This is a genomic window from Streptomyces sp. NPDC101160 (genome assembly GCF_044768205.1).
In the GTDB taxonomy this organism is placed as follows: Bacteria; Actinomycetota; Actinomycetes; order Streptomycetales; family Streptomycetaceae; genus Streptomyces.
Genome location: NZ_JBIWPJ010000001.1, coordinates 651,594 through 669,287, shown reverse-complemented (window position 1 = coordinate 669,287; position 17,694 = coordinate 651,594). Strand labels below are relative to the sequence as shown.

The following is a 17,694-nucleotide window of genomic DNA, read 5'->3' as shown; positions in this document are numbered from 1 at the left end:
CCCGGTACCGTAGGCGCAATGACCACACGATCCACGCAGGCCGACCCGCCCATGTCCGTCACCCTGGCCGAGGCGCCGACGCGTCAGGCCCGTAACTCCGCCGCCTTTTGGACCGCGACCGGCCACAGCCGGGGGCACGAGGTCATCCGGCGTCGCGGATTCGTCGCGGTCGACGGGGACGCCCGCGCCGGCCTGCGGATCCTGATCCAGGAGCCGGACCTCGACCCGGGCGAACTGGCCGAGATCGGCGAGCTGGTACGCGGGGCCGCAGGTCCGGTGAACGCCGAGGATCCGTTCAGCTCGACCGACCTGAGCCACCTGGGCATGCGCAACTGGCAGATGCCGGTCATGCTGCGCCCGCCGGGGCCCGTCGGCGAACCGGTGCCGGACCCGGACGTGTTCCGGGTACGGCGCGCCGAGGATCTCCAGGCGGCCGAGCGGATCGTGATCGAGGGCTTCGAACTGGCCGGATTCGAGCCCTACCGTCCCGGCGAGCTGTTCCCGACGGCGCTGATCGAGCAGCCCGGCGTGGACGTGTTCGTCGCCACGCGTGACGGCGTCCCCGCCGGAGCCGCCGTCAGCGTCGTGGACGACGGCGTCGGCAGCCACTACTGGCTCGGCACGTCGCCGGCCTTCCGGTCGCGCGGCGTGGGCCGTGCCGTCATGCTCGGCTCCCTCACCCACCTGGCGGACCTCCCGCTCACGCTCACCTCGTCGAAGCTGGGCCGGCCGCTGTACGAGTCGCTGGGGTACGTCGCGGCGGCGCCGTCGACGTGGTGGGCGTCCCAGTGACAGCGGTGCGGTGAAGCCGGCCGGCTTCGAAACGACAGCGCGATGAGCCAGGCCCAGGTCACTGACCTGGGCCTTCTTCGTTCGAGCGCGGATGGTGCGAATCGAACCGGGTCCCGGGCGAGGCAGCGCGCTGCGGCCGTCCGTGCGTCATGGCGTCGTGGCTCCCGTATGGGTCCGGGCGGCTGCGATTAGCTGCTGAGCACGTTCCCGCCCAGTCCGATGCCGGGCATGCGGACACCCAGGAAAGGAAGCGGACGGTGCTCAAAGGCTTCAAGAACTTCCTCATGCGTGGCGACATCATCACCATCGCCGTCGGACTGGTCATCGCGCTGGCCTTCTCGACCCTGATCAAAGCCTTCACGGACTTCGTGATCAACCCGATCGTCAGCCGCTTCCAGGGCGGCAAGTCCCTGGGGCTCGGCTGGCAGCTCGGCGACGCGGGCAACCAGGCGACCTACCTCGACATCGGACAGTTCATCTCCGCCCTGATCTACTTCATCATTTTCATGGCGGTCGTCTACTTCCTCATCGTCGTGCCGTACAAGCACTACCAGGCCCGCCGCGGCGTCAGGGCATTCGGCGAACCCGGCCCCGTCAAGACCTGCCCCGCCTGTCTCTCCGAAGACCTCCCCGCGGCTGCGAGTAAGTGCCTCCACTGCGCCACCGAGCAGCCCCCGACCATCACCACCGGAACGACTGCCTAGAACCGGCGGCCAGGTCTCGGGAGGTCGCACCCGCTACGAGCGCGCTTTCGCCGGCCGTGCCGACGGCCGGGGGACCCGATCGGTCGCCCCGGCCGACGTATCGGAAGGGTCCGGCTACGACTACTTCACGACGCCGAGCGACGCGTAGTCGTACTGGCCGCTGTAGGCGCCGGCCGTGTAGACGTTGGTCAGTCGCGAGCTGCGCCAGATGATGTTCTTCTCAAAGGTGAAGGGCAGGTAGAGCGCGTCCTCCGACACCTTCGTGTTGATCTGCTTGTAGATCTCGCCGGCCTTGTCCGGGTCGGTCTCCTTCAGCGCCTTGTCGAACAGGCCGTTGACGGCCGGGTCGTTCAGCTCGGAGAAGTTGTAGTTGCCGGACTGCAGGATGAAGCGGCCGTCCACGAGCGGCTGCAGGTAGCCCTGGCCGGTCGGGAAGTCGGCGCCCCAGCCCTGGATGATGATGCCGTAGCCCTTCTCCTTGACCACCTTGGGCGAACCGATGATGCCGGCGGTCTGGGCGCCGTCGAAGGCGTCGATCTGGGCGTCGATGCCGACGGCCTTCAGCGAGTTCTGCAGCGACTCGGCGGTGGCGATCTCGATCTTCTTGTTGTTGCGGACCGCGATCGTCGTCTTGAAGCCGTTCGGCTTACCGCACTTCTTCAGCGCCTCCTTGGCCTTGGCCAGGTCGGGGGCGCCGGAGAGCTTGCCGTACGGGTCGGCCGTGGGGTCGGAGCCCTTGATGGCCGGCGGGAGCATGTTGGGGGCGATGTCGCCACCGGCCTGCGGGCCGCCGCGCGCGGTCTGCAGGGACTTGGAGTCGGCCGCGTAGATGATGGCCTTGCGGCACTCGATGTTCGGGATGACCGTCTGTGGGAACACCGCGTACCGGATGAAGCCGGTCTGCGGGTTGTCGACGTTCTCCCTGTGCTCCTGGAGCACCTTCTGGCGGGCGGCGGCGCCGACACCGGTCGCGTTGAGGTCGAGGTCGTACTCGCCCTCGACCAGGCGGTTGTCCATGTCGTCGGCGTTCGTGGTGAACGTGATGCTGATCTTGTCCGGCAGGGCCTTGCGGACGTTGTCCGACTTCGGGTCCCACTTGTCGTTGCGGACCAGCTTCAGGGACTTGTTCGGGGTGTACGAGTCCCACTTGTACGGGCCCGAGGAGAACGGGTGCAGGCCGTACTGGGCCTTGGTGTCCTTGTCCTGGCGGACCGGGGACGCGGTCGGCATGGCCAGCATCTGCAGGAAGTCGCCGTTCGCGACCGGCAGCTTGAAGACGATGGTCTTGTCGTCCGGCGTCTGGATGGCGGCCAGGCCGAGCTTGTCCGGGGCGGTGTCCTTGTACGGACCCTTGTACTCGCCCTTGGGGTCGAGGGCTCGCTGGAGGTAGACCGGCCCGCCGGAGATGACGTCCTGCGCCCAGATGCGCTCGATGCCGTACTTGACGTCCTTGGAGGTGATCGGCTTGCCGTCCTCCCAGGTGACCCCGTCCTTCAGCGTGAAGGTGTAGGTCAGGCCGTCGGCCGAGACCTTGCCGGTGTCGGTGGCGAGGTCCGGGACCGGCTCGGTGGAACCGGCGCCGGGCACGGGCTTGAAGGTGACCAACTGGCGCGCATAGTAACGGGAGAAGTTCCACATGAAGGTGTAGTAACCGCGCTGCGGGTCCCAGCTGTCGGCCTCCTGCGCACCGATGAACTTCAGCTCGCCGCCCTTCTTGGCGGAGGCGCTGGCGACCTTGTTCACCGCGGCGTTGAAGCCGGGCGCACTGCCCTTGCCCTTGTCGCCGGCGCTGCCGCCGCCACAGGCGGTGGTGACGACCATCGTGGCCGCCGCGAGCAGCGCACCCGCGGCGACTCTGCGCCTCTGGGATCTGTCCAGAGTCATGACGAGCAACCTCCGAAGTAGTGGCGGGTCCTCTTGTGGTGGTCCGCCGTTGGGGGATTCGCCTCCTGTCGACAGCGGCAGGGGCTGGTCTTGCGGGGGAGCGGCGTACGGTCAGCGGGAGCCCTTCGGGTCGAGCGCGTCACGCACGCCGTCCCCGAAGAGGTTGGACGCATGCACGGTAATGAAGATCGCGAGCCCGGGGAAGATCAGGAACAGAGACCGTGCCCAGCAGATGGTGAAGAGCCGCTGCGGGAAGGCCGGCCTCATGTACCGCAACGCGGCTTGGCGCAGGTCCTGGGGCCACCCACTCCCGCGGGTGCGGCGCCGGCGCGCACCCGAAGCCTCCGTCATCGGCTTCCTCGCCTCCCTCCCTCAGGGCGACGGCCTCGGTGGACGCCTCGCCAGGCCGATGCGGGTGAGTCGTCATCTATGCTTCTGAGCGGCCGCGAGGCGATGGCTCGTTCTTCTGGGCGGCACCCGCGCAACGGACTGTGGGGCCGGCCGAGGACGACGGCCCGCGTCGGGGCTCAGCCCGGACGGGGGACCACGTGACACCGATCGTGAAGATCCTGGGGAATCGAGTGACCGCCGCAACGTGCTCGGACGGCGCGGGTGGCCCGGCTCTCGCCGCGAACAGAGTTCCCAAGGAGAAGTGAGGTATGTCAGTGATCTGCGTCGGAGGCATGATCGGGATCGGCAAGACGAGCGTGGCCGAGCTGCTCGCGAAGGAGCTCGGCAGTGACGTCTTCTACGAGAGCGTGGACGACAACCCGATCCTGCCGCTGTTCTACACGGCGAGCCCCGAGGAGATCCAGGCCAAGCGCTACCCCTTCCTGCTCCAGCTCTACTTCCTGCAGACGCGGTTCGCCGCGATCAAGGAGGCGTACAAGCAGGGCGACAACGTCCTCGACCGGTCCATCTACGAGGACTGGTACTTCGCCAAGGTCAATCACGACCTGGGCCGCATCAGCTCCCTCGAGATGCAGGTGTACGAGGGGCTGCTGAACGAGATGATGCGCGAGATAGACAGCCTCCCGTACCGCAAGGCGCCCGACCTCATGGTGTACCTCAAGGCGGACTTCGAGACGGTGCTCAAGCGCATCGGGCTGCGCGGCCGCGACTTCGAGCAGGACGAGGCCCTCGTGGAGTACTACCGCACGCTGTGGTCCGGTTACGACGACTGGGTCCACAAGCACTACTCGGCCAGCGAGGTCCTCGTCATCGACATGAACCACACCGACGTGGTGAACAGGCCCGATGACGCCGCCCGCGTGGTACAGGAGGTCAAGGACGCCCTGGCCACCGCCAGGCGCCGCGCCTGAGGTTCTCGGCCAGGATCTCGGATCCAGGATCTCGAATCCTGGATCCGAGATCCTGGCAGTTCGCCGACCTCGTCGCCCAGGCCAAGGCCGCGCTCCGACGCCCAGCCGCCCGGGGCCCCGCCGATCTGCCCCGTCGCGTCCAAGACCGCCGGTCATCAATGGAAATGTCCTCCGGAGAGTTATGGAGGAGTTCTGGTGGTCGCGTGACTTTTCCGTCGGGGATTCGCCGCCGACGGCTCGTTGAACGTGCATCCGCACTCGCGGAACTCATTGGTAACCCGTTCCTGACCTGGGAGAACGCGTTCACGGAGGGGTCTGTCGCGGCTAGCCCGCTCGTTCGAATGACCGATGTATGGTCGGGCCGCCCGTACGGGTGGGCGTGAAGGCGAGGCAATTCGAGGCGAGGCACACCGATGGGAACTCCGACCACTCCGTCGTCCGGCGGAGCAGGCGAAGGCGCGGGTTGGTTCACACGAATGCCGCCCCAGGCGCCTGACGCGTCTGCTGCGCCCCAGGCACCCCAGGCATCCCAGGTATCCCAGGCGCCCCTCACCTCTCATGCGCCCTCTACGCCTGACACACCACAGGTGCCCCATGCACCTCACGGCTCCTACGCGGCCCAGGGATTCCAGACGCCGGTCGGACCGGCTGCGGCCGGCCCGGCGGGGAGCGGCCCGTCGGACGAGTCGGACGCGGCCCTCCTGCGCCGCACCATGGCCGAGATCGAGCCGGTCGCCGACCAGGTCACCTCGTACTTCTATGCCCTGCTCTTCCTCCGCCACCCCGACCTGCGGGAGCTCTTCCCCGCGGCGATGGACACCCAGAGGGACCGCCTCTTCAAGGCGCTGCTCACCGCCGCGACCCACGCGGACGACCCCGCCACCCTGACCACGTACCTCACCCACCTCGGCCGCGGGCACCGCAAGTACGGCACCCGCCCGGAGCACTACCCCGCCGTCGGCGAAGCCCTGATCGGGGCTCTGACCCGTTACGCCTCGTCCGTCTGGGGGCCGAGGACCGAGGCGGCCTGGGTGGCCGCCTACACCACGATCTCGCAGATCATGATCGACGCGGCGACCGAGGACGAGCTCCGTTCGCCCGCCTGGTGGCAGGCGGAGGTGGTCGCCCACGAGATGCGGACCCCGGACATCGCGGTCGTCACGGTCCGGCCCGACCAGCCGTACCCCTTCCTCGCGGGGCAGTACACCGCTCTGGAGACCCCGTGGTGGCCGCGCGTCTGGCGGCACTACTCCTTCGCCTCCGCGCCCCGCTCCGACGGGCTGCTCTCCTTCCACGTCAAGGCCGTCCCGGCGGGCTGGGTCTCCACCGCCCTCGTGCGCCGCGCCCGTCCGGGCGATGTCATCCGGCTCGGTCCCCCCGCCGGCTCCATGACCGTCGACCACACCTCCGACAACGGGCTGCTGTGCCTCGGCGGCGGCACCGGCATCGCGCCCATCAAGGCCCTCGTGGAGGACGTCGCCCGGCACGGCCGGCGCCGTACCGTCGACGTCTTCTACGGCGCCCGCGAGAACCACGGCCTGTACGACATCGAGACGATGCTCCGGCTCCGGCAGTCGCACCCCTGGCTCTCGGTCCGACCCGTCCTGGACGACGGCCCCGGTGGCCTGCCCTCCGGCGGACTGCCCGACGCCATCCGCGAGCACGGCCCGTGGCACACCCACGACGCGTATCTGTCCGGGCCGCCCGGAATGATCCGCCGCGGTGTCGAGGCCCTGGTGGGCGTCGGCATCCCCACCCACCGCATACGACACGACTCCCTAGAGGAACTGGCCGGGGCAACGACGTGAGCACTTTCCAGCAGGACCAGAGCACCTTCGAGCAGACCGAACGGCGGACGGCACCCCTGCGCACCACCCGGCCGGGCAGCGACGGGGAACACCTCGTCCAGTGGCGCCTGGGCACCACCGAACGCGCCGACCGGTTCTACGCGGAACAGGTCCTCGACCGGCTGAACCCCCGGATGCGCGAGTTCACGGCCCGACAGGAAATGTTCTTCCTGGCCACCGCCGACCGCCACGGAGCCTGCGACAGCACCTTCCGCGCCGGCCCGCCCGGCTTCCTCCACGTCCTCGACGACGCGACGCTCGCCTACCCCGAGTACCGGGGCAACGGCGTCCACGCCAGCCTCGGCAACATCGAGGAGAACCCGCACGTCGGCGTCCTGATGGTGGACTTCCTCCGCGACCGCATCGGCCTCCACGTCAACGGCCGGGCCAGGGTCGTCGCCGACGACGAGATGCGCCGCGCCCACCCCGACGCCGGACTCGCCGTCGACCCGGTGCCCGGCCGGCGGGCCCTGGTGTGGGTCGAGATCGCCGTCGACGAGGCGTACATCCACTGCGCCAAGCACATCCCCCATCTCCAGAAGGTCACCGCCCACGGCAGCAGCCGGTCCTGGGGCACGGACGACGCCAAGCGCAAGGGCGGTGACTTCTTCGGCGCGGCCGCCGAGGCCGCCGGGCGCGGGCCGTTCGTTCCGCCGCCCCGGGCCGACGCGGGGACCTGGCGCGCGGCGGCGGAGACAGTGCTGGCGAAGGCTGATGCCGCGGCAGGGGTACGGGAGTTCAGCGGCTGGTTCAGTCGCAGCTCCGGCTCGCGCTGAGCTACTCAGGCCAAGGCGGCAGGATCCGCGTCGCGTGGGGTGCAGCAGGTGCCCGGGGTGGTGCCGGCCTTCTCCAGGGTGTCGGCGTCGGCCTTGACGACGTACACCTCCCAGGGCTCCCGGCCGGGGCCGGTGACCCAGACCTTGTCCTGGCGGGCGTAGCAGCATGACGTGTCGCTCTCCTCGAACGTCGCCAGGCCGGCGCCCTTGAGGCGGTCGGTGGCGGCGGTGACGTCGGCCGTGGTGGCGACTTCGACGCCGAGATGGTCGAGGCGGGTGTCCTCGCCGGGTCCGCCCTCGATGAGGACGAGCTTGAGCGGGGGCTCGGTGACGGCGAAGTTGGCGTAGCCGGGGCGGCGCTTGGCGGGTTCGGTGCCGAAGAGCTTGGCGTAGAACGCGATCGAACCTTCGAGATCGGCGACGCGCAGGGCGAGCTGGACGCGGGACATGGCGAGTCTCCCTCGGGGAGCGGCGTATTTCGACGTCTGTCGATACAGAAGAGGTTGCCTCCGGAATCGACAGCTGTCAATATTGAGGCATGTCGAAACAAGCTGGTCTGCTGCCGCTGGTCGCGCAGGACGACGACGAGACGGCGGTGTGCTGCGCACCGATGGTCCGCGAGCCGCTGGGCGAGGAGGCCGCGGTCGAGGTGTCGCGGATGTTCAAGGCGCTCGGGGACCCCGTCCGGCTGCGACTCCTGTCGCTGATCGCCTCCCACGACGGCGGCGAGGCGTGCGTCTGCGACCTGACCGGCCCGTTCGACGTGTCTCAGCCGACCATCTCCCACCATCTGAAGGTGCTGCGCGAAGCAGGCCTCGTCGGCTCCGAGCGGCGCGGGACCTGGGTCTACTACTGGGTGCTGCCCGACGCCCTGTCCCAGCTGTCCGCACTGCTGCAGATCCCCGGCACGTCGGCGAAGGCCCCGGCGTGAGCGCCCGGGTACCGCTGATACGGCGGGCGGCCGTCGAAGGGATCGGTACGGCCGCGCTGGTCGCCGTGGTGGTCGGCTCCGGCATCCAGGCCACCGGACTCACCCAGGACGTCGGCCTCCAGCTCCTCGCCAACTGTCTGGCGACCGTCTTCGGCCTGGGCGTGCTGATCGCCCTGCTCGGGCCGGTGTCCGGCGCGCACTTCAACCCGGCCGTGACGTTCGCCGCCTGGTACGACGGCGACGGCCTCTCGCTCCGCGAAGTGGCCGCCTACGTGCCCGCCCAGATCGCCGGGGCGATCGGCGGCGCGGTGCTCGCGGACGCGATGTTCGGCCGGCCGCTGGTGGAGTTCTCCGCGCATGAACGGTTCGCCGGGCACCTGTGGCTGGCCGAGGCCGTGGCCACGGCCGGGCTGGTCTGGCTGGTCTTCGGGCTGACCCGCGCGGGCCGCGCCCAGCTGGCACCGGTTCTCGTGGCCTCGTACATCGGCGCGGCGTACTGGTTCACCTCCTCCACCAGCTTCGCCAACCCGGCGGTGACGATCGGGCGCGCCTTCACCGACACCTTCGCCGGGATCGCCCCCGCCTCTGTCGCCCCGTTCGTCGCGGCCCAGTTGCTCGGGGCAGCCGTCGGGCTCGCCCTGGTCGCGATCACCTTCGGCCGCCGCCCTGCCCCTGCCCGTAACCCCGTCGCCGCAGAAAGCGTCCTGACCTCATGAGCGCTGTCACCCCGTCAGTCCTGTTCGTCTGCGTGCACAACGCCGGGCGGTCCCAGATGGCCGCAGCCTTCCTCACCCACCTCGGCGGCGATCGCGTGCAGGTCCGCTCGGCGGGCTCCGCCCCGGCGGACACCGTCAACCCGGCCGTGGTCGAAGCCCTCCGCGAAGTCGGCATCGACATCTCCGCCGAGACCCCGAAGGTCCTCACCACCGAAGCGGTGCGGGCGTCCGACGTCGTCATCACCATGGGCTGCGGCGACGCCTGCCCCGTCTTCCCGGGCAAGCGCTACCTCGACTGGAAGCTCGACGACCCCGCCGGACAGGGTGTCGCAGCCGTGCGCCCCATTCGCGACGAGATCGAGCGCCGCGTCCGTGGCCTGCTCACCGAACTCGGCGTCAAGGCTCGCGTATGACCTCCGCCTCCGAGCCGGGGATCCGCGTCGTACCCATGCGGCCGGAGTACGCAGATCAGGTCCTCGCGATCTACCAGCGGGGCATCGACGAGGGGAACGCCACCTTCGAGACCGCCGCCCCGACGTGGCAGGCCTTTGACGCGGCCAAGTCGCCCGAGCACCGCCTGGTCGCCCTGGATGACAGCGACAGCGCCGGCCGCGTGCTCGGCTGGGCCGCCGTGACACCGGTCTCCGACCGCTGTGCCTACGCCGGAGTCGTCGAGCACTCCGTCTACGTCCACCCCGACGCCCGAGGCCGCCGCGTGGGCCTGACCCTGCTGACCGCCCTCCTCGCCTCCACCGAGGCGGCGGGCATCTGGACCGTCCAGTCCGGCATCTTCCCCGAGAACACCGCCAGCCTCGCCCTCCACCAGCGGGCCGGCTTCCGCGCCGTCGGCACCCGCGAGCGCATCGGCCGCCACCACGGCGTCTGGCGCGACGTCATCCTTGTGGAGCGCCGTTCGGCTGTCATCCTCTGACACCCGGTGGTCCCACGGCTTCGGTGCCTGACCTTCGACGGGCGTCGAGGGGGCGAGGGGTTACCCGTCGGGGTCTGTGACGACTTCCCGTATGTCGCGGCTCACCGAGCGCTCCGGAGCCCGCTGGCTGAACACCTGAGCCCACGCGGAGCGTTCGTGGTGCGTGTCGCCGGCCGTGCACGGCGTCCCCCCGTAGGCGGCCGCGCGCTTGCGCATGCCGGGGATGCCGTGGCCGGACGGTGCGGCGGCGGGAAGCATCGCCGACCGGGGGCCGCTGTCGGTGACCTCCACGCCGACGCTCCCGGCCGAGCACTCGACCAGGACCGTCGCGCGGGTGCCGGCGGGGGTGGGTGACGGCGGCGATCGCCGGACGCGACCTGGGCCGTGTATGTCGAAAGCGCGGACCGGCCGGCCGGGGTGATGCCCCGGTCCGGCCCGTCCGCTCTCCGCTAGAGGTCGAGCTGATGCTGGTGTGTCGTGTGCGTAGGTGTGTAGCCGAGACGGTCGTTGATCTGTCTCATGTGCGTGTTGCTGTCGGCGGTGTCGGTCAGGAGGCCACCAAGGTCCGGATAGTCCCTGTGGGCCTGTCGGATCGACTCGGCCTTCATCCATCGGCCGAGGCCGTGTCCACGGTGCTCGGGCAGCACACCGGTGCCGTAATGCTGGCCGTCACCTGTGCCGTTGCCAGGGATGACGAGCTCGGTGAACCCGGCGATCGAGCCGTTGGAGGCATCGACGGCGACGACGGTGTGCAGGTGGTCGCCGCGCTGTTCGACGGCCCTCGCCGCGGCCCGCACGCGGTCCACGTCCCAGGTCTGGGTGCCGGAGTCGCTGTCGTCCATGGGCATGTCGTCCATGGCGCGGCGTGAGGCGGCGAACGTCTCGGCCAGGTCGTCGGGGACGGTTCCCTGCCATGACATCAGCCGGTAGCCGGGATGCGGACGCTCGATGATCTCGTCGAGGACGGCGGTATCCACATCAGCCAGTGGCAAGCGGGTGAACCTGAAGGTGAGGACCTTCCGGAAACCACGCGCCGCCAGGAAGTGATCGCCGGGCGATCCGGCTTCTGCCTGCGCGACCACGCAGCGTCGGGCGCTGTCCCGGGCGGTGGCCACGGCGATGTCGAGGAGCCTGGAGCCGACGCCCTTGCGGCGCTCCGCGGGATGAACACGGAGGTCGAGCTCGGCCAGGTGCTGCTGTCCGCCGTCGAACAGGCGCAGAAAGGCCGTCCCGGCAGGGATGGAATCCGCGTCCGACGCCAACCAGGCAAGACGCCGGCCGTGCGGCCCGTGAGCGGGGTCGGTCAGTGGGGTGATGCGAAGGGACAAGGTGTCTCCGTCGTGAGGGGGTGGCGAAAGTCAGTACGCGAGCTCAACTCCTGGGCACTCCTGCGCATGTGCTCCACACCTCCTCGTCGACAGCGCCGGCCGGCATCGATGCAGGCGGCTGGGCGAACCTAGCTGGCCTATCGACTCCTGGGCAACGGATTAACGAAAAGGCAGTGCGCGTACGTGCGTGGTCACAGCCACTCGTGGACGGCCGCGACGAGGACCGTCGCCTCGTAGCGGACCGCGCACTCTCGTACGGGCGCGTGGCCGGCCCGGCCCGATGCGCTGTCGTGCTTGCCTTGGGTGGTCTTTCCTTTCGCAGTGGGACGCCTGTGCGGTGTGGCCGGCGCGGCACTCGGTGCGGCCTCAGATGCTGAGCACCCAGACGCCCCACACGGCGATGCCGACCGGCACGATCACGGCGATCGCGCCGAGGACGATTCCGGCCCGCGCCCGGCCGCGAGCCGGAGCCGGCCGGCCGCGCATGTCACGCAGTGCACCGACGCCAGAGAACAGCGCGCTGATTCCCAGCGGGATGATCAGGTAGAGCGGGAAGTACCGCAGCCACACGGGGAAAACGGCGGCCGGCAGCCAAGGGCATCCGCCCATCGTCACCGCCAGAACGCCCGCGAACAGTGAGAACGCGCCCGTCCGCGCCTGGTGGCCGGGCAGGTCTTCGTCGTCGTGGCCGGAGGTTTCGGGGTCCACCGTGAGGTGCGGGCCACAGTCACCAGAGGGCGAGACATGGATGCTCATGCCCCGAGCCAACCGTGCACCGCCCGCCGGTCGTATCCGCATTGGTACTCAGAATTGCCTTCTTGGCCTTGAGCCTTGAGGAGGACTGCCGACGATTGCGTAAGCCCCACCTACGGCGTCAGGTTCCCACTCGAATGCAGCGGCGAGGCTTTGTGGCGACTTGAGGGCGGCCCGTCCCAACAGACCGGCGGTGGCTCACGCCGCGATACGACTCAGCGCGGCGGCCAGCTGTCGTACCGCGCTCTCGGCGTCGGTGAGCCGGGCCGGGGCCGGGTGTGTGGTCCCGAAGGACGGTGTCTCGTCGGCCGGCAGTGCGCGCCAGTGGAGAATCGGGGACAGCGCCTCGACGCCCGCCCCGATGAACCAGGCGAGAGGGCCGTGGGTCCGGGCCAAGGCGATCGCCAATGCGGCCAAGGCCTCGCGCAAGTGCGCCAGCCGCTCGATATCCGGCAGGCTCTCCTGCTTTCGCGCGGCGCCGACAGCCTCATTCAGGCCCGCGGCCGCTTGCAGGGCCAAAGCCTGTTGCTCCGGCGTCATCTGCCACGTTCGTGCCCCAGCCCGCTGTTCCGCCTCTTCGACCAGCGCTGCGACCGCCGACTCCATCCCCATGGCCTCACCATAGATCGCCCGGCGGGCGGCGTCCGCCACATCCGAAGTTCGAGACGCGCCCGCCCCGGCCGGGGCCCAGGGTGAGGTCGCCCCGGTGACCCGCGAGTTCCTGCGCGAGGCCGCGCCGGACCGGGGGCTGCGCCCCCCCGCGTCCACGTCGGCTGACCGCGCGGGACGCTGTCACGCGAAGTGCACAGCGGCTCGGTCTTCCGAGAGGGAACGGGCTCAGGGGCGGGCCACCGGCGCTGGATCGGGGGCAGCGGAGCGACACCTGACGCCCGTCTCCTTTCATAGGGCGACGTGGATGGTGTCGTGACCGTGGGCGTGCAGGGGAGTGCGCGAAAGTTATGGCGAACTTCTCGTCCACAACGCCTCGGAAGGCTCCGGCCCTGAACTCCTCCCTCGCAGAAGCACTGTCCGTCGTCCTGCTCCTGGCGGTGCTGGCCTGCGCGGTGATCCGGCCGTGGGGCTGGCCGGAGGCGGCCGTGGCCGTCCCCGCCGCCGGGATCGTGATCGCCACCGGCGCGATCTCGCTCGACCACGTGGCGGACGAGGCCGCCCGGCTGGGCCCGGTGATCGGCTTCCTCGCGGCCGTCCTGGTCCTGGCCCAGCTCTGCGACGACGAGGGCTTGTTCCATGCCTGTGGTGCCTGGATGGCCCGCCGGGCGGCCGGCCGGCCCCGCCGCCTGCTGGTCCTCGTCTTCGTGACGGCCTCGCTGATCACCGCGGTGCTCAGCCTGGACGCCACGGTGGTGCTGCTGACCCCGGTGGTCTTCGCCACCGCCGCCCGGCTGGGTGCTCGTGCCAAACCGCACGTCTACGCCTGCACCCACCTGTCGAACACCGCTTCACTGCTGCTGCCGGTCTCCAACCTCACCAACCTGCTGGCGTTCGCCGCGAGTGGGCTGAGCTTCACCCGCTTCGCGGCGCTGATGGCGCTGCCCTGGCTGGTCGCGATCGGAGCCGAGTACGCGGTGATCCGCCGCTTCTTCGCCACCGACCTGGACGCGGGCGCCGAGGCGCCGCCCGCCGCCGAGCCCCGCGAACTGCCGCTGTTCGCCCTGCTCACGGTGGTGGGCACCCTGGCGGGCTTCGTGCTGACCTCGGCGCTCGGCATCGACCCGGCCTGGGCGGCGGCCGCGGGCGCGGGCGTGCTGGCGATCCGTGCCCTGGTCCGGCGTCGCACCACGCCGACGGCGATCGTGCGGGCCGCGTCCCTCCCCTTCTGCGCCTTCGTGCTGGCGCTGGGCATCGTGGTCCGGGCGGTGGTCGACAACGGCCTCGCCGACGCGCTGGGCCACCTGGTTCCGGACGGCACCGACCTGGCGGCCCTCCTTGCCGTCGCGGCACTGGCAGCCGTACTGGCGAACGTCATCAACAACCTGCCCGCCGTCCTCGTGTTGCTGCCGCTGACCGCCCCCACCGGGCCCGGCGCCGTCCTGGCCGTGCTCCTCGGCGTGAACATCGGCCCGAACCTCACCTACGCCGGATCCCTGGCCACCCTGCTGTGGCGACGTATCGTGCGCGAACACGACACCGACGTGGAGCTGGGCGAGTTCACCCGGCTCGGTCTGCTCACCGTGCCCACCGCGCTGCTGCTCTCGGCGGTGGCACTGTGGGTGTCACTCCAAACGATCGGAGGCTGAACACGATGACCGTCATCGTCTGGATCGTGGAAGGCACCTGGCCTGCCTGCGTCGACGCCGCGCGTACCCACGCGCCCGAGGGCGCCGACGTGGTGCTGCTTCACGTCACCGGCCCCGAGGCGCCGGGCGCCGCGCACGGCGCCTACGCCGGGCTGCTGGGCCGCGCCCGCCCCGACCGCGACCCCGGCACCCGCGTGGAGCACCTGGCCGCCGCCGCGGGCGAAAAGCTCCTGGCCGGCGCGGCCGAGCGGCTGGGACGCCCGTGCACCCGGACCGAGCGCTCGGGCCGCGTCGAACGGGAGGTCGTGGCCGCCGCCGAAGGCGCCGACCTGCTCGTTCTCGCCCGCGACGGCGACCGTACCCACCTCGGCCCCCGCAGCCTCGGTCCCGCCAGCCGATTCGTCGTCGACCACGCCCCCTGCCCCGTCCTCCTGGTCTGGCCGGAGACCGCCCCCGGCACGGCCACCATCCCGCCACCGCCAACCCACCCTCCGCACCACCGGTAGTGCACCAGCCGCGTGTGTCGCTGTCTGATTGATGCGTGCCAGAGTGGGGGCGTGGCGAAGACCAGGACGGCGGATGTGCTCGCGGCCGGACGCGGCGGCATGAACGGGAACCTCTATGCGTATCGGGTTCGCGGGCTCGGCCGCGGCGGGGTGGTTCTCTGGAACAGTGGCGGGGATGACGAACCTGATCGGGTAGTGGCACTGCCAGGTGCCGATCGCTGTCGAGTGCCGGTGTTCGTGACTGTGCGGCAGGCACGGGTGTATGTGAGCCGACAAGGGGGGTGGCTGGCCACCTCGGAGACCAACACCCTCGACCTCACCCGTGTCCAGCAGTGGCTGGAGAATCCGGCTGGCCGGCCGGCTCCTTCAGGTGCCGTGCTGGAGTCCTGGAACTTCTTCGAGGACCTGGCACGAGGACTCGATGAGGCCCACCGGCTGCCCCGGCAGAGCGCGGTGCACAACAGCGCCTACGAGAAGCTGTTCGGAGACGCGTGCACCGCATGGACCCCCGTGGAGCGACGTGCGGTACTGGAACTGGCCACGGCCGGAATGGAGCTCTGGAACTCCTGCCCAGTGATCCTGAAACCCCGCTCCAGCATTGCCTTCGACAGTGGACGGGGCGTCTCCCGGGGCCAGTGACCGGACCGCCCGCGACCCTCCGAGTTGCTCGGCCGTCACGGCAGGTCGAGAAGGAGCTGTCCCGCGACGGTGGACTTCGACCTTCCAGGTCGGCGAGAAGATCGCGTAGCGCCGCGCACACTCGCTGACCTTCGTCTGGCCGACTACCTCAGCCGCTTCGACCACACCCTCGACGGTCATGCCGAACCGGAGCGGTCCGACGCCGACGGCCGGCGAACAGGTCCAATGGTCCCGTTCGGCTACACCGACCACTCAGCGCGAGCCCCATCTGGGCTTGGCCGCGCATACGCGACACCTGAACATGCGAGCTCACCAGCCCCGAGGCCGTGATCGCTGTCACGTCGCCGCGCCGGACTTCGCCGCGCCGGACTTCGCCGCGCCGGACTTCGCCGCGCTGGTCTAGTGCGCCGCCAGCCGCTCCACCAGCTCGATCCCCCGGGCCAGCAACTCCCGCTCCTCGCCAGTGAGTTCCGCCTCGATCGCCCGCGCGAGCCAGTCTGCCCTGCGCCCCCGCTCCTCCTCCAGCAGTGCCTGCCCGGCAGGGGAGAGCTCGACGAGGCTCTTGCGGCCGTCGGTCGGATGCGCACGGCGTGTGATCAGCCCTTGGTCCATGAGCAGTCCGACGGCTCGGGCCATGGACTGCGGGCGCACCCGCTGATCGACAGCCAGTTCGCTGGTCGTCATCGCACCGCTGCGGTCCAGCGCGCCGAGCACGGACGCCTGACCGAGCGGCATCTGGTCCTCGAGCTTCATGCGCCGGGTGAGCTTTCCCATCACGGTGCGTAGCTCAGCGGCGATGGTGGCGGATTCCGGAAGGGGCATACCGAACCTTAACGCAGCACACCTGCGCAGCGGGACTGAGCAGTGAGGCTGTACAGCGCAGCTGAGCAGCAGAACTGAACAGCGGAACTGAACAGTGGAACTGAACAGCATTGCTGTAGAGTTTTGGGGGTCGGGTCCCGCGCCACTGTCGCCGCAGTCCACCCGGCACGTATGCGACAACGGGGAGGACTCCCATGACCGTCATCACCTCCGTCACCGGCCGCCGCGTCCTCGACAGCAGGGGCAACCCCACCGTCGAAGTGGACGTGGAGCTGGCGGACGGATCCCTCGGCCGGGCCGCGGTTCCCTCCGGCGCCTCGACCGGCGCCCGTGAGGCCGTCGAACTCCGCGACGGCGACCCGGCCCGGTGGCATGGCAGAGGTGTCGACCAGGCGGTAGGGCACGTCAACACGGAGCTCGCGGCCGTCGTCGTCGGGCGTGAGGTCGAGGACCAGGCCGGCCTCGACGCCGCACTCGTCGCCGCGGACGGCACCCCGACCAAGTCGAGGCTCGGCGCCAACGCGATCCTCGGCGTTTCCCTGGCCGCCGCGAAGGCCGCTGCCGCGACCCACCACCTTCCCCTGTACCGCTACGTCGGTGGCTCCGACGCCCGGCTGCTGCCCGTACCGATGATGAACATCGTCAACGGGGGCGCGCACGCCGACAACCCGCTGGACTTCCAGGAGTTCATGATCGCCCCGATCGGCGCGGAGACCTTCGCCGAGGCCGTGCGCATGGGATCCGAGATCTTCCACACCCTGCGCCGCGACCTCCTCGCCGCCGGGCACTCGACGGGAGTCGGCGACGAGGGCGGCTTCGCGCCCGCCCTGCGCACCGCCGAGGAGGCCCTCGACTTCGTGGTGGCCGCCGTCGAGCGGACGGGCTACCGGCCGGGCGCGGACATCGGCCTGGTCATGGATCCGGCCTCGTCAGAGTTCTTCCGCCAGGGCGTCTACCACTACACCGGGGAAGGAGTGCGACGCACACCCGCCGAACACGCCGAGTACCTGGTCAAGTTGATCGACGCCTACCCCATCGTGTCGATCGAGGACCCGATGGCCGAGGACGACCTGACAGGGTGGCGAGACCTGACCGCCCGGGTCGGTGCGCGCTGCCAGCTCACCGGAGACGACGTGTTCTGCACCAACGAGACCCTGCTGCGCGAGGGCATCGATTCCGGTGTCGCCAACTCGGTGCTGGTGAAGGTCAATCAGATTGGTACGCTGACGGAGGCGTTGGCCACGGTGAGCGCTGCCCACCGGGCGGGCTACACGGTCGTGATGTCGCATCGCTCGGGAGAGACGGAGGATACGACGATCGCGGACCTGGCAGTGGCAACAGGCTGCGGCCAGATCAAGACCGGATCGCTGTCCCGCTCCGACCGCACCGCCAAGTACAACCAGCTCATCCGCATCGAGGAAGAGTTGGGGAGCAGCGCGCGGTACGCGGGCGCGGAAGCACTGCGCCGTTAGAAACTGTCCGGAG

Annotated in this window: 20 protein-coding genes and 1 pseudogene; 13 read left to right on the top strand and 8 right to left on the bottom strand. The window is 70.1% G+C overall.

Annotated elements, in window-relative coordinates; all coding sequences use genetic code 11:
- The first annotated feature begins 18 nt into the window (after positions 1 to 18).
- Together ACIRSU_RS03015 and ACIRSU_RS03010 are read left to right on the top strand one after the other, a co-directional pair.
- On the top strand, positions 19 to 792 hold the full coding sequence (locus ACIRSU_RS03015; RefSeq protein ID WP_403788563.1) for a GNAT family N-acetyltransferase: 774 nt from the start codon (positions 19 to 21) through the stop codon (positions 790 to 792).
- Positions 793 to 1,049: 257 nt separating this feature from the next.
- Positions 1,050 to 1,496, top strand: a complete 447-nt coding sequence (locus tag ACIRSU_RS03010; RefSeq protein WP_403788561.1) for an MscL family protein — start codon at positions 1,050 to 1,052, stop codon at positions 1,494 to 1,496.
- A 120-nt stretch (positions 1,497 to 1,616) separates the two neighbouring features.
- Here the strand turns inward: ACIRSU_RS03010 and ACIRSU_RS03005 are convergent, their stop codons facing one another.
- Together ACIRSU_RS03005 and ACIRSU_RS03000 are read right to left on the bottom strand one after the other, a co-directional pair.
- Positions 1,617 to 3,380 carry an ABC transporter substrate-binding protein gene (locus ACIRSU_RS03005; RefSeq protein WP_403788559.1) on the bottom strand — a complete coding sequence of 588 codons (1,764 nt, stop codon included), beginning with the start codon at positions 3,378 to 3,380 and terminating at the stop codon, positions 1,617 to 1,619.
- A 111-nt stretch (positions 3,381 to 3,491) separates the two neighbouring features.
- Positions 3,492 to 3,596: pseudogene (locus tag ACIRSU_RS03000) on the bottom strand (ABC transporter permease); the annotation flags it as partial.
- Positions 3,597 to 4,039: 443 nt separating this feature from the next.
- Here ACIRSU_RS03000 and ACIRSU_RS02995 point away from each other — a divergent pair.
- The 3 genes from ACIRSU_RS02995 (at position 4,040) to ACIRSU_RS02985 (ending at position 7,325) form a co-directional block, all read left to right on the top strand.
- Positions 4,040 to 4,702 (top strand): deoxynucleoside kinase, encoded by a 663-nt coding sequence (locus ACIRSU_RS02995; RefSeq protein ID WP_403788557.1) that lies wholly within the window; start codon positions 4,040 to 4,042, stop codon positions 4,700 to 4,702.
- A gap of 413 nt (positions 4,703 to 5,115) precedes the next feature.
- Complete coding sequence (locus tag ACIRSU_RS02990) at positions 5,116 to 6,510, top strand: globin domain-containing protein (protein ID WP_403788555.1); 1,395 nt, start codon at positions 5,116 to 5,118, stop codon at positions 6,508 to 6,510.
- A gap of 56 nt (positions 6,511 to 6,566) precedes the next feature.
- A complete protein-coding gene (locus ACIRSU_RS02985; RefSeq protein ID WP_403789382.1) occupies positions 6,567 to 7,325 on the top strand; it encodes a pyridoxamine 5'-phosphate oxidase family protein in 759 nt (252 codons plus the stop codon).
- Between the two features lie 5 nt (positions 7,326 to 7,330).
- On the opposite strand, the gene ACIRSU_RS02980 is transcribed toward ACIRSU_RS02985, so the two are convergent.
- Positions 7,331 to 7,774, bottom strand: coding sequence for an ArsI/CadI family heavy metal resistance metalloenzyme (locus ACIRSU_RS02980; protein ID WP_403788553.1), 444 nt, complete (start codon positions 7,772 to 7,774; stop codon positions 7,331 to 7,333).
- A gap of 161 nt (positions 7,775 to 7,935) precedes the next feature.
- On the opposite strand from ACIRSU_RS02980, the gene ACIRSU_RS02975 reads away from it, so the two are divergent.
- From ACIRSU_RS02975 to ACIRSU_RS02960, 4 genes are read left to right on the top strand one after another with little or no spacing between them, the layout of a single operon-like run.
- Complete coding sequence (locus ACIRSU_RS02975; protein WP_403789381.1) at positions 7,936 to 8,256, top strand: ArsR/SmtB family transcription factor; 321 nt, start codon at positions 7,936 to 7,938, stop codon at positions 8,254 to 8,256.
- Positions 8,253 to 8,972 (top strand): aquaporin, encoded by a 720-nt coding sequence (locus tag ACIRSU_RS02970; protein WP_403788551.1) that lies wholly within the window; start codon positions 8,253 to 8,255, stop codon positions 8,970 to 8,972. The genes ACIRSU_RS02975 and ACIRSU_RS02970 overlap by 4 nt, the downstream gene beginning before the upstream one ends.
- Positions 8,969 to 9,385, top strand: coding sequence for an arsenate reductase ArsC (locus ACIRSU_RS02965; protein WP_403788549.1), 417 nt, complete (start codon positions 8,969 to 8,971; stop codon positions 9,383 to 9,385). Before ACIRSU_RS02970 ends, ACIRSU_RS02965 begins: the two co-directional genes overlap by 4 nt.
- The gene (locus tag ACIRSU_RS02960; protein WP_403788547.1) at positions 9,382 to 9,903 is read left to right on the top strand and encodes a GNAT family N-acetyltransferase; all 522 of its coding nucleotides are present in this window, start codon (positions 9,382 to 9,384) and stop codon (positions 9,901 to 9,903) included. The genes ACIRSU_RS02965 and ACIRSU_RS02960 overlap by 4 nt, the downstream gene beginning before the upstream one ends.
- Before the next feature lie 60 nt (positions 9,904 to 9,963).
- Here the strand turns inward: ACIRSU_RS02960 and ACIRSU_RS02955 are convergent, their stop codons facing one another.
- From ACIRSU_RS02955 to ACIRSU_RS02940, 4 genes are all read right to left on the bottom strand, one after another.
- Positions 9,964 to 10,194, bottom strand: a complete 231-nt coding sequence (locus ACIRSU_RS02955) for a hypothetical protein (RefSeq protein ID WP_403788545.1) — start codon at positions 10,192 to 10,194, stop codon at positions 9,964 to 9,966.
- A gap of 158 nt (positions 10,195 to 10,352) precedes the next feature.
- A complete protein-coding gene (locus tag ACIRSU_RS02950) occupies positions 10,353 to 11,231 on the bottom strand; it encodes a GNAT family N-acetyltransferase (protein WP_403788543.1) in 879 nt (292 codons plus the stop codon).
- A gap of 366 nt (positions 11,232 to 11,597) precedes the next feature.
- Positions 11,598 to 11,987 carry a hypothetical protein gene (locus ACIRSU_RS02945; RefSeq protein ID WP_403788541.1) on the bottom strand — a complete coding sequence of 130 codons (390 nt, stop codon included), beginning with the start codon at positions 11,985 to 11,987 and terminating at the stop codon, positions 11,598 to 11,600.
- 195 nt (positions 11,988 to 12,182) lie between these two features.
- Entirely contained in the window at positions 12,183 to 12,596 is a 414-nt protein-coding gene (locus ACIRSU_RS02940) for a hypothetical protein (RefSeq protein ID WP_403788539.1), read from the bottom strand.
- A gap of 347 nt (positions 12,597 to 12,943) precedes the next feature.
- On the opposite strand from ACIRSU_RS02940, the gene ACIRSU_RS02935 reads away from it, so the two are divergent.
- From ACIRSU_RS02935 to ACIRSU_RS02925, 3 genes are read left to right on the top strand one after another with little or no spacing between them, the layout of a single operon-like run.
- Complete coding sequence (locus ACIRSU_RS02935) at positions 12,944 to 14,242, top strand: SLC13 family permease (protein WP_403788537.1); 1,299 nt, start codon at positions 12,944 to 12,946, stop codon at positions 14,240 to 14,242.
- Positions 14,243 to 14,247: 5 nt separating this feature from the next.
- Positions 14,248 to 14,748 carry a universal stress protein gene (locus tag ACIRSU_RS02930; protein ID WP_403788535.1) on the top strand — a complete coding sequence of 167 codons (501 nt, stop codon included), beginning with the start codon at positions 14,248 to 14,250 and terminating at the stop codon, positions 14,746 to 14,748.
- A 51-nt stretch (positions 14,749 to 14,799) separates the two neighbouring features.
- Positions 14,800 to 15,387: a hypothetical protein gene (locus tag ACIRSU_RS02925; RefSeq protein ID WP_403788533.1), complete on the top strand. Its 588-nt coding sequence runs from the start codon at positions 14,800 to 14,802 to the stop codon at positions 15,385 to 15,387.
- Between the two features lie 399 nt (positions 15,388 to 15,786).
- Here the strand turns inward: ACIRSU_RS02925 and ACIRSU_RS02920 are convergent, their stop codons facing one another.
- Positions 15,787 to 16,209: a MarR family winged helix-turn-helix transcriptional regulator gene (locus ACIRSU_RS02920; protein WP_403788531.1), complete on the bottom strand. Its 423-nt coding sequence runs from the start codon at positions 16,207 to 16,209 to the stop codon at positions 15,787 to 15,789.
- A 194-nt stretch (positions 16,210 to 16,403) separates the two neighbouring features.
- Between ACIRSU_RS02920 and eno the strand changes: the two genes are divergently transcribed.
- Positions 16,404 to 17,681, top strand: a complete 1,278-nt coding sequence (gene eno, locus ACIRSU_RS02915; RefSeq protein WP_403788529.1) for a phosphopyruvate hydratase — start codon at positions 16,404 to 16,406, stop codon at positions 17,679 to 17,681.
- Positions 17,682 to 17,694: the final 13 nt, after the last annotated feature.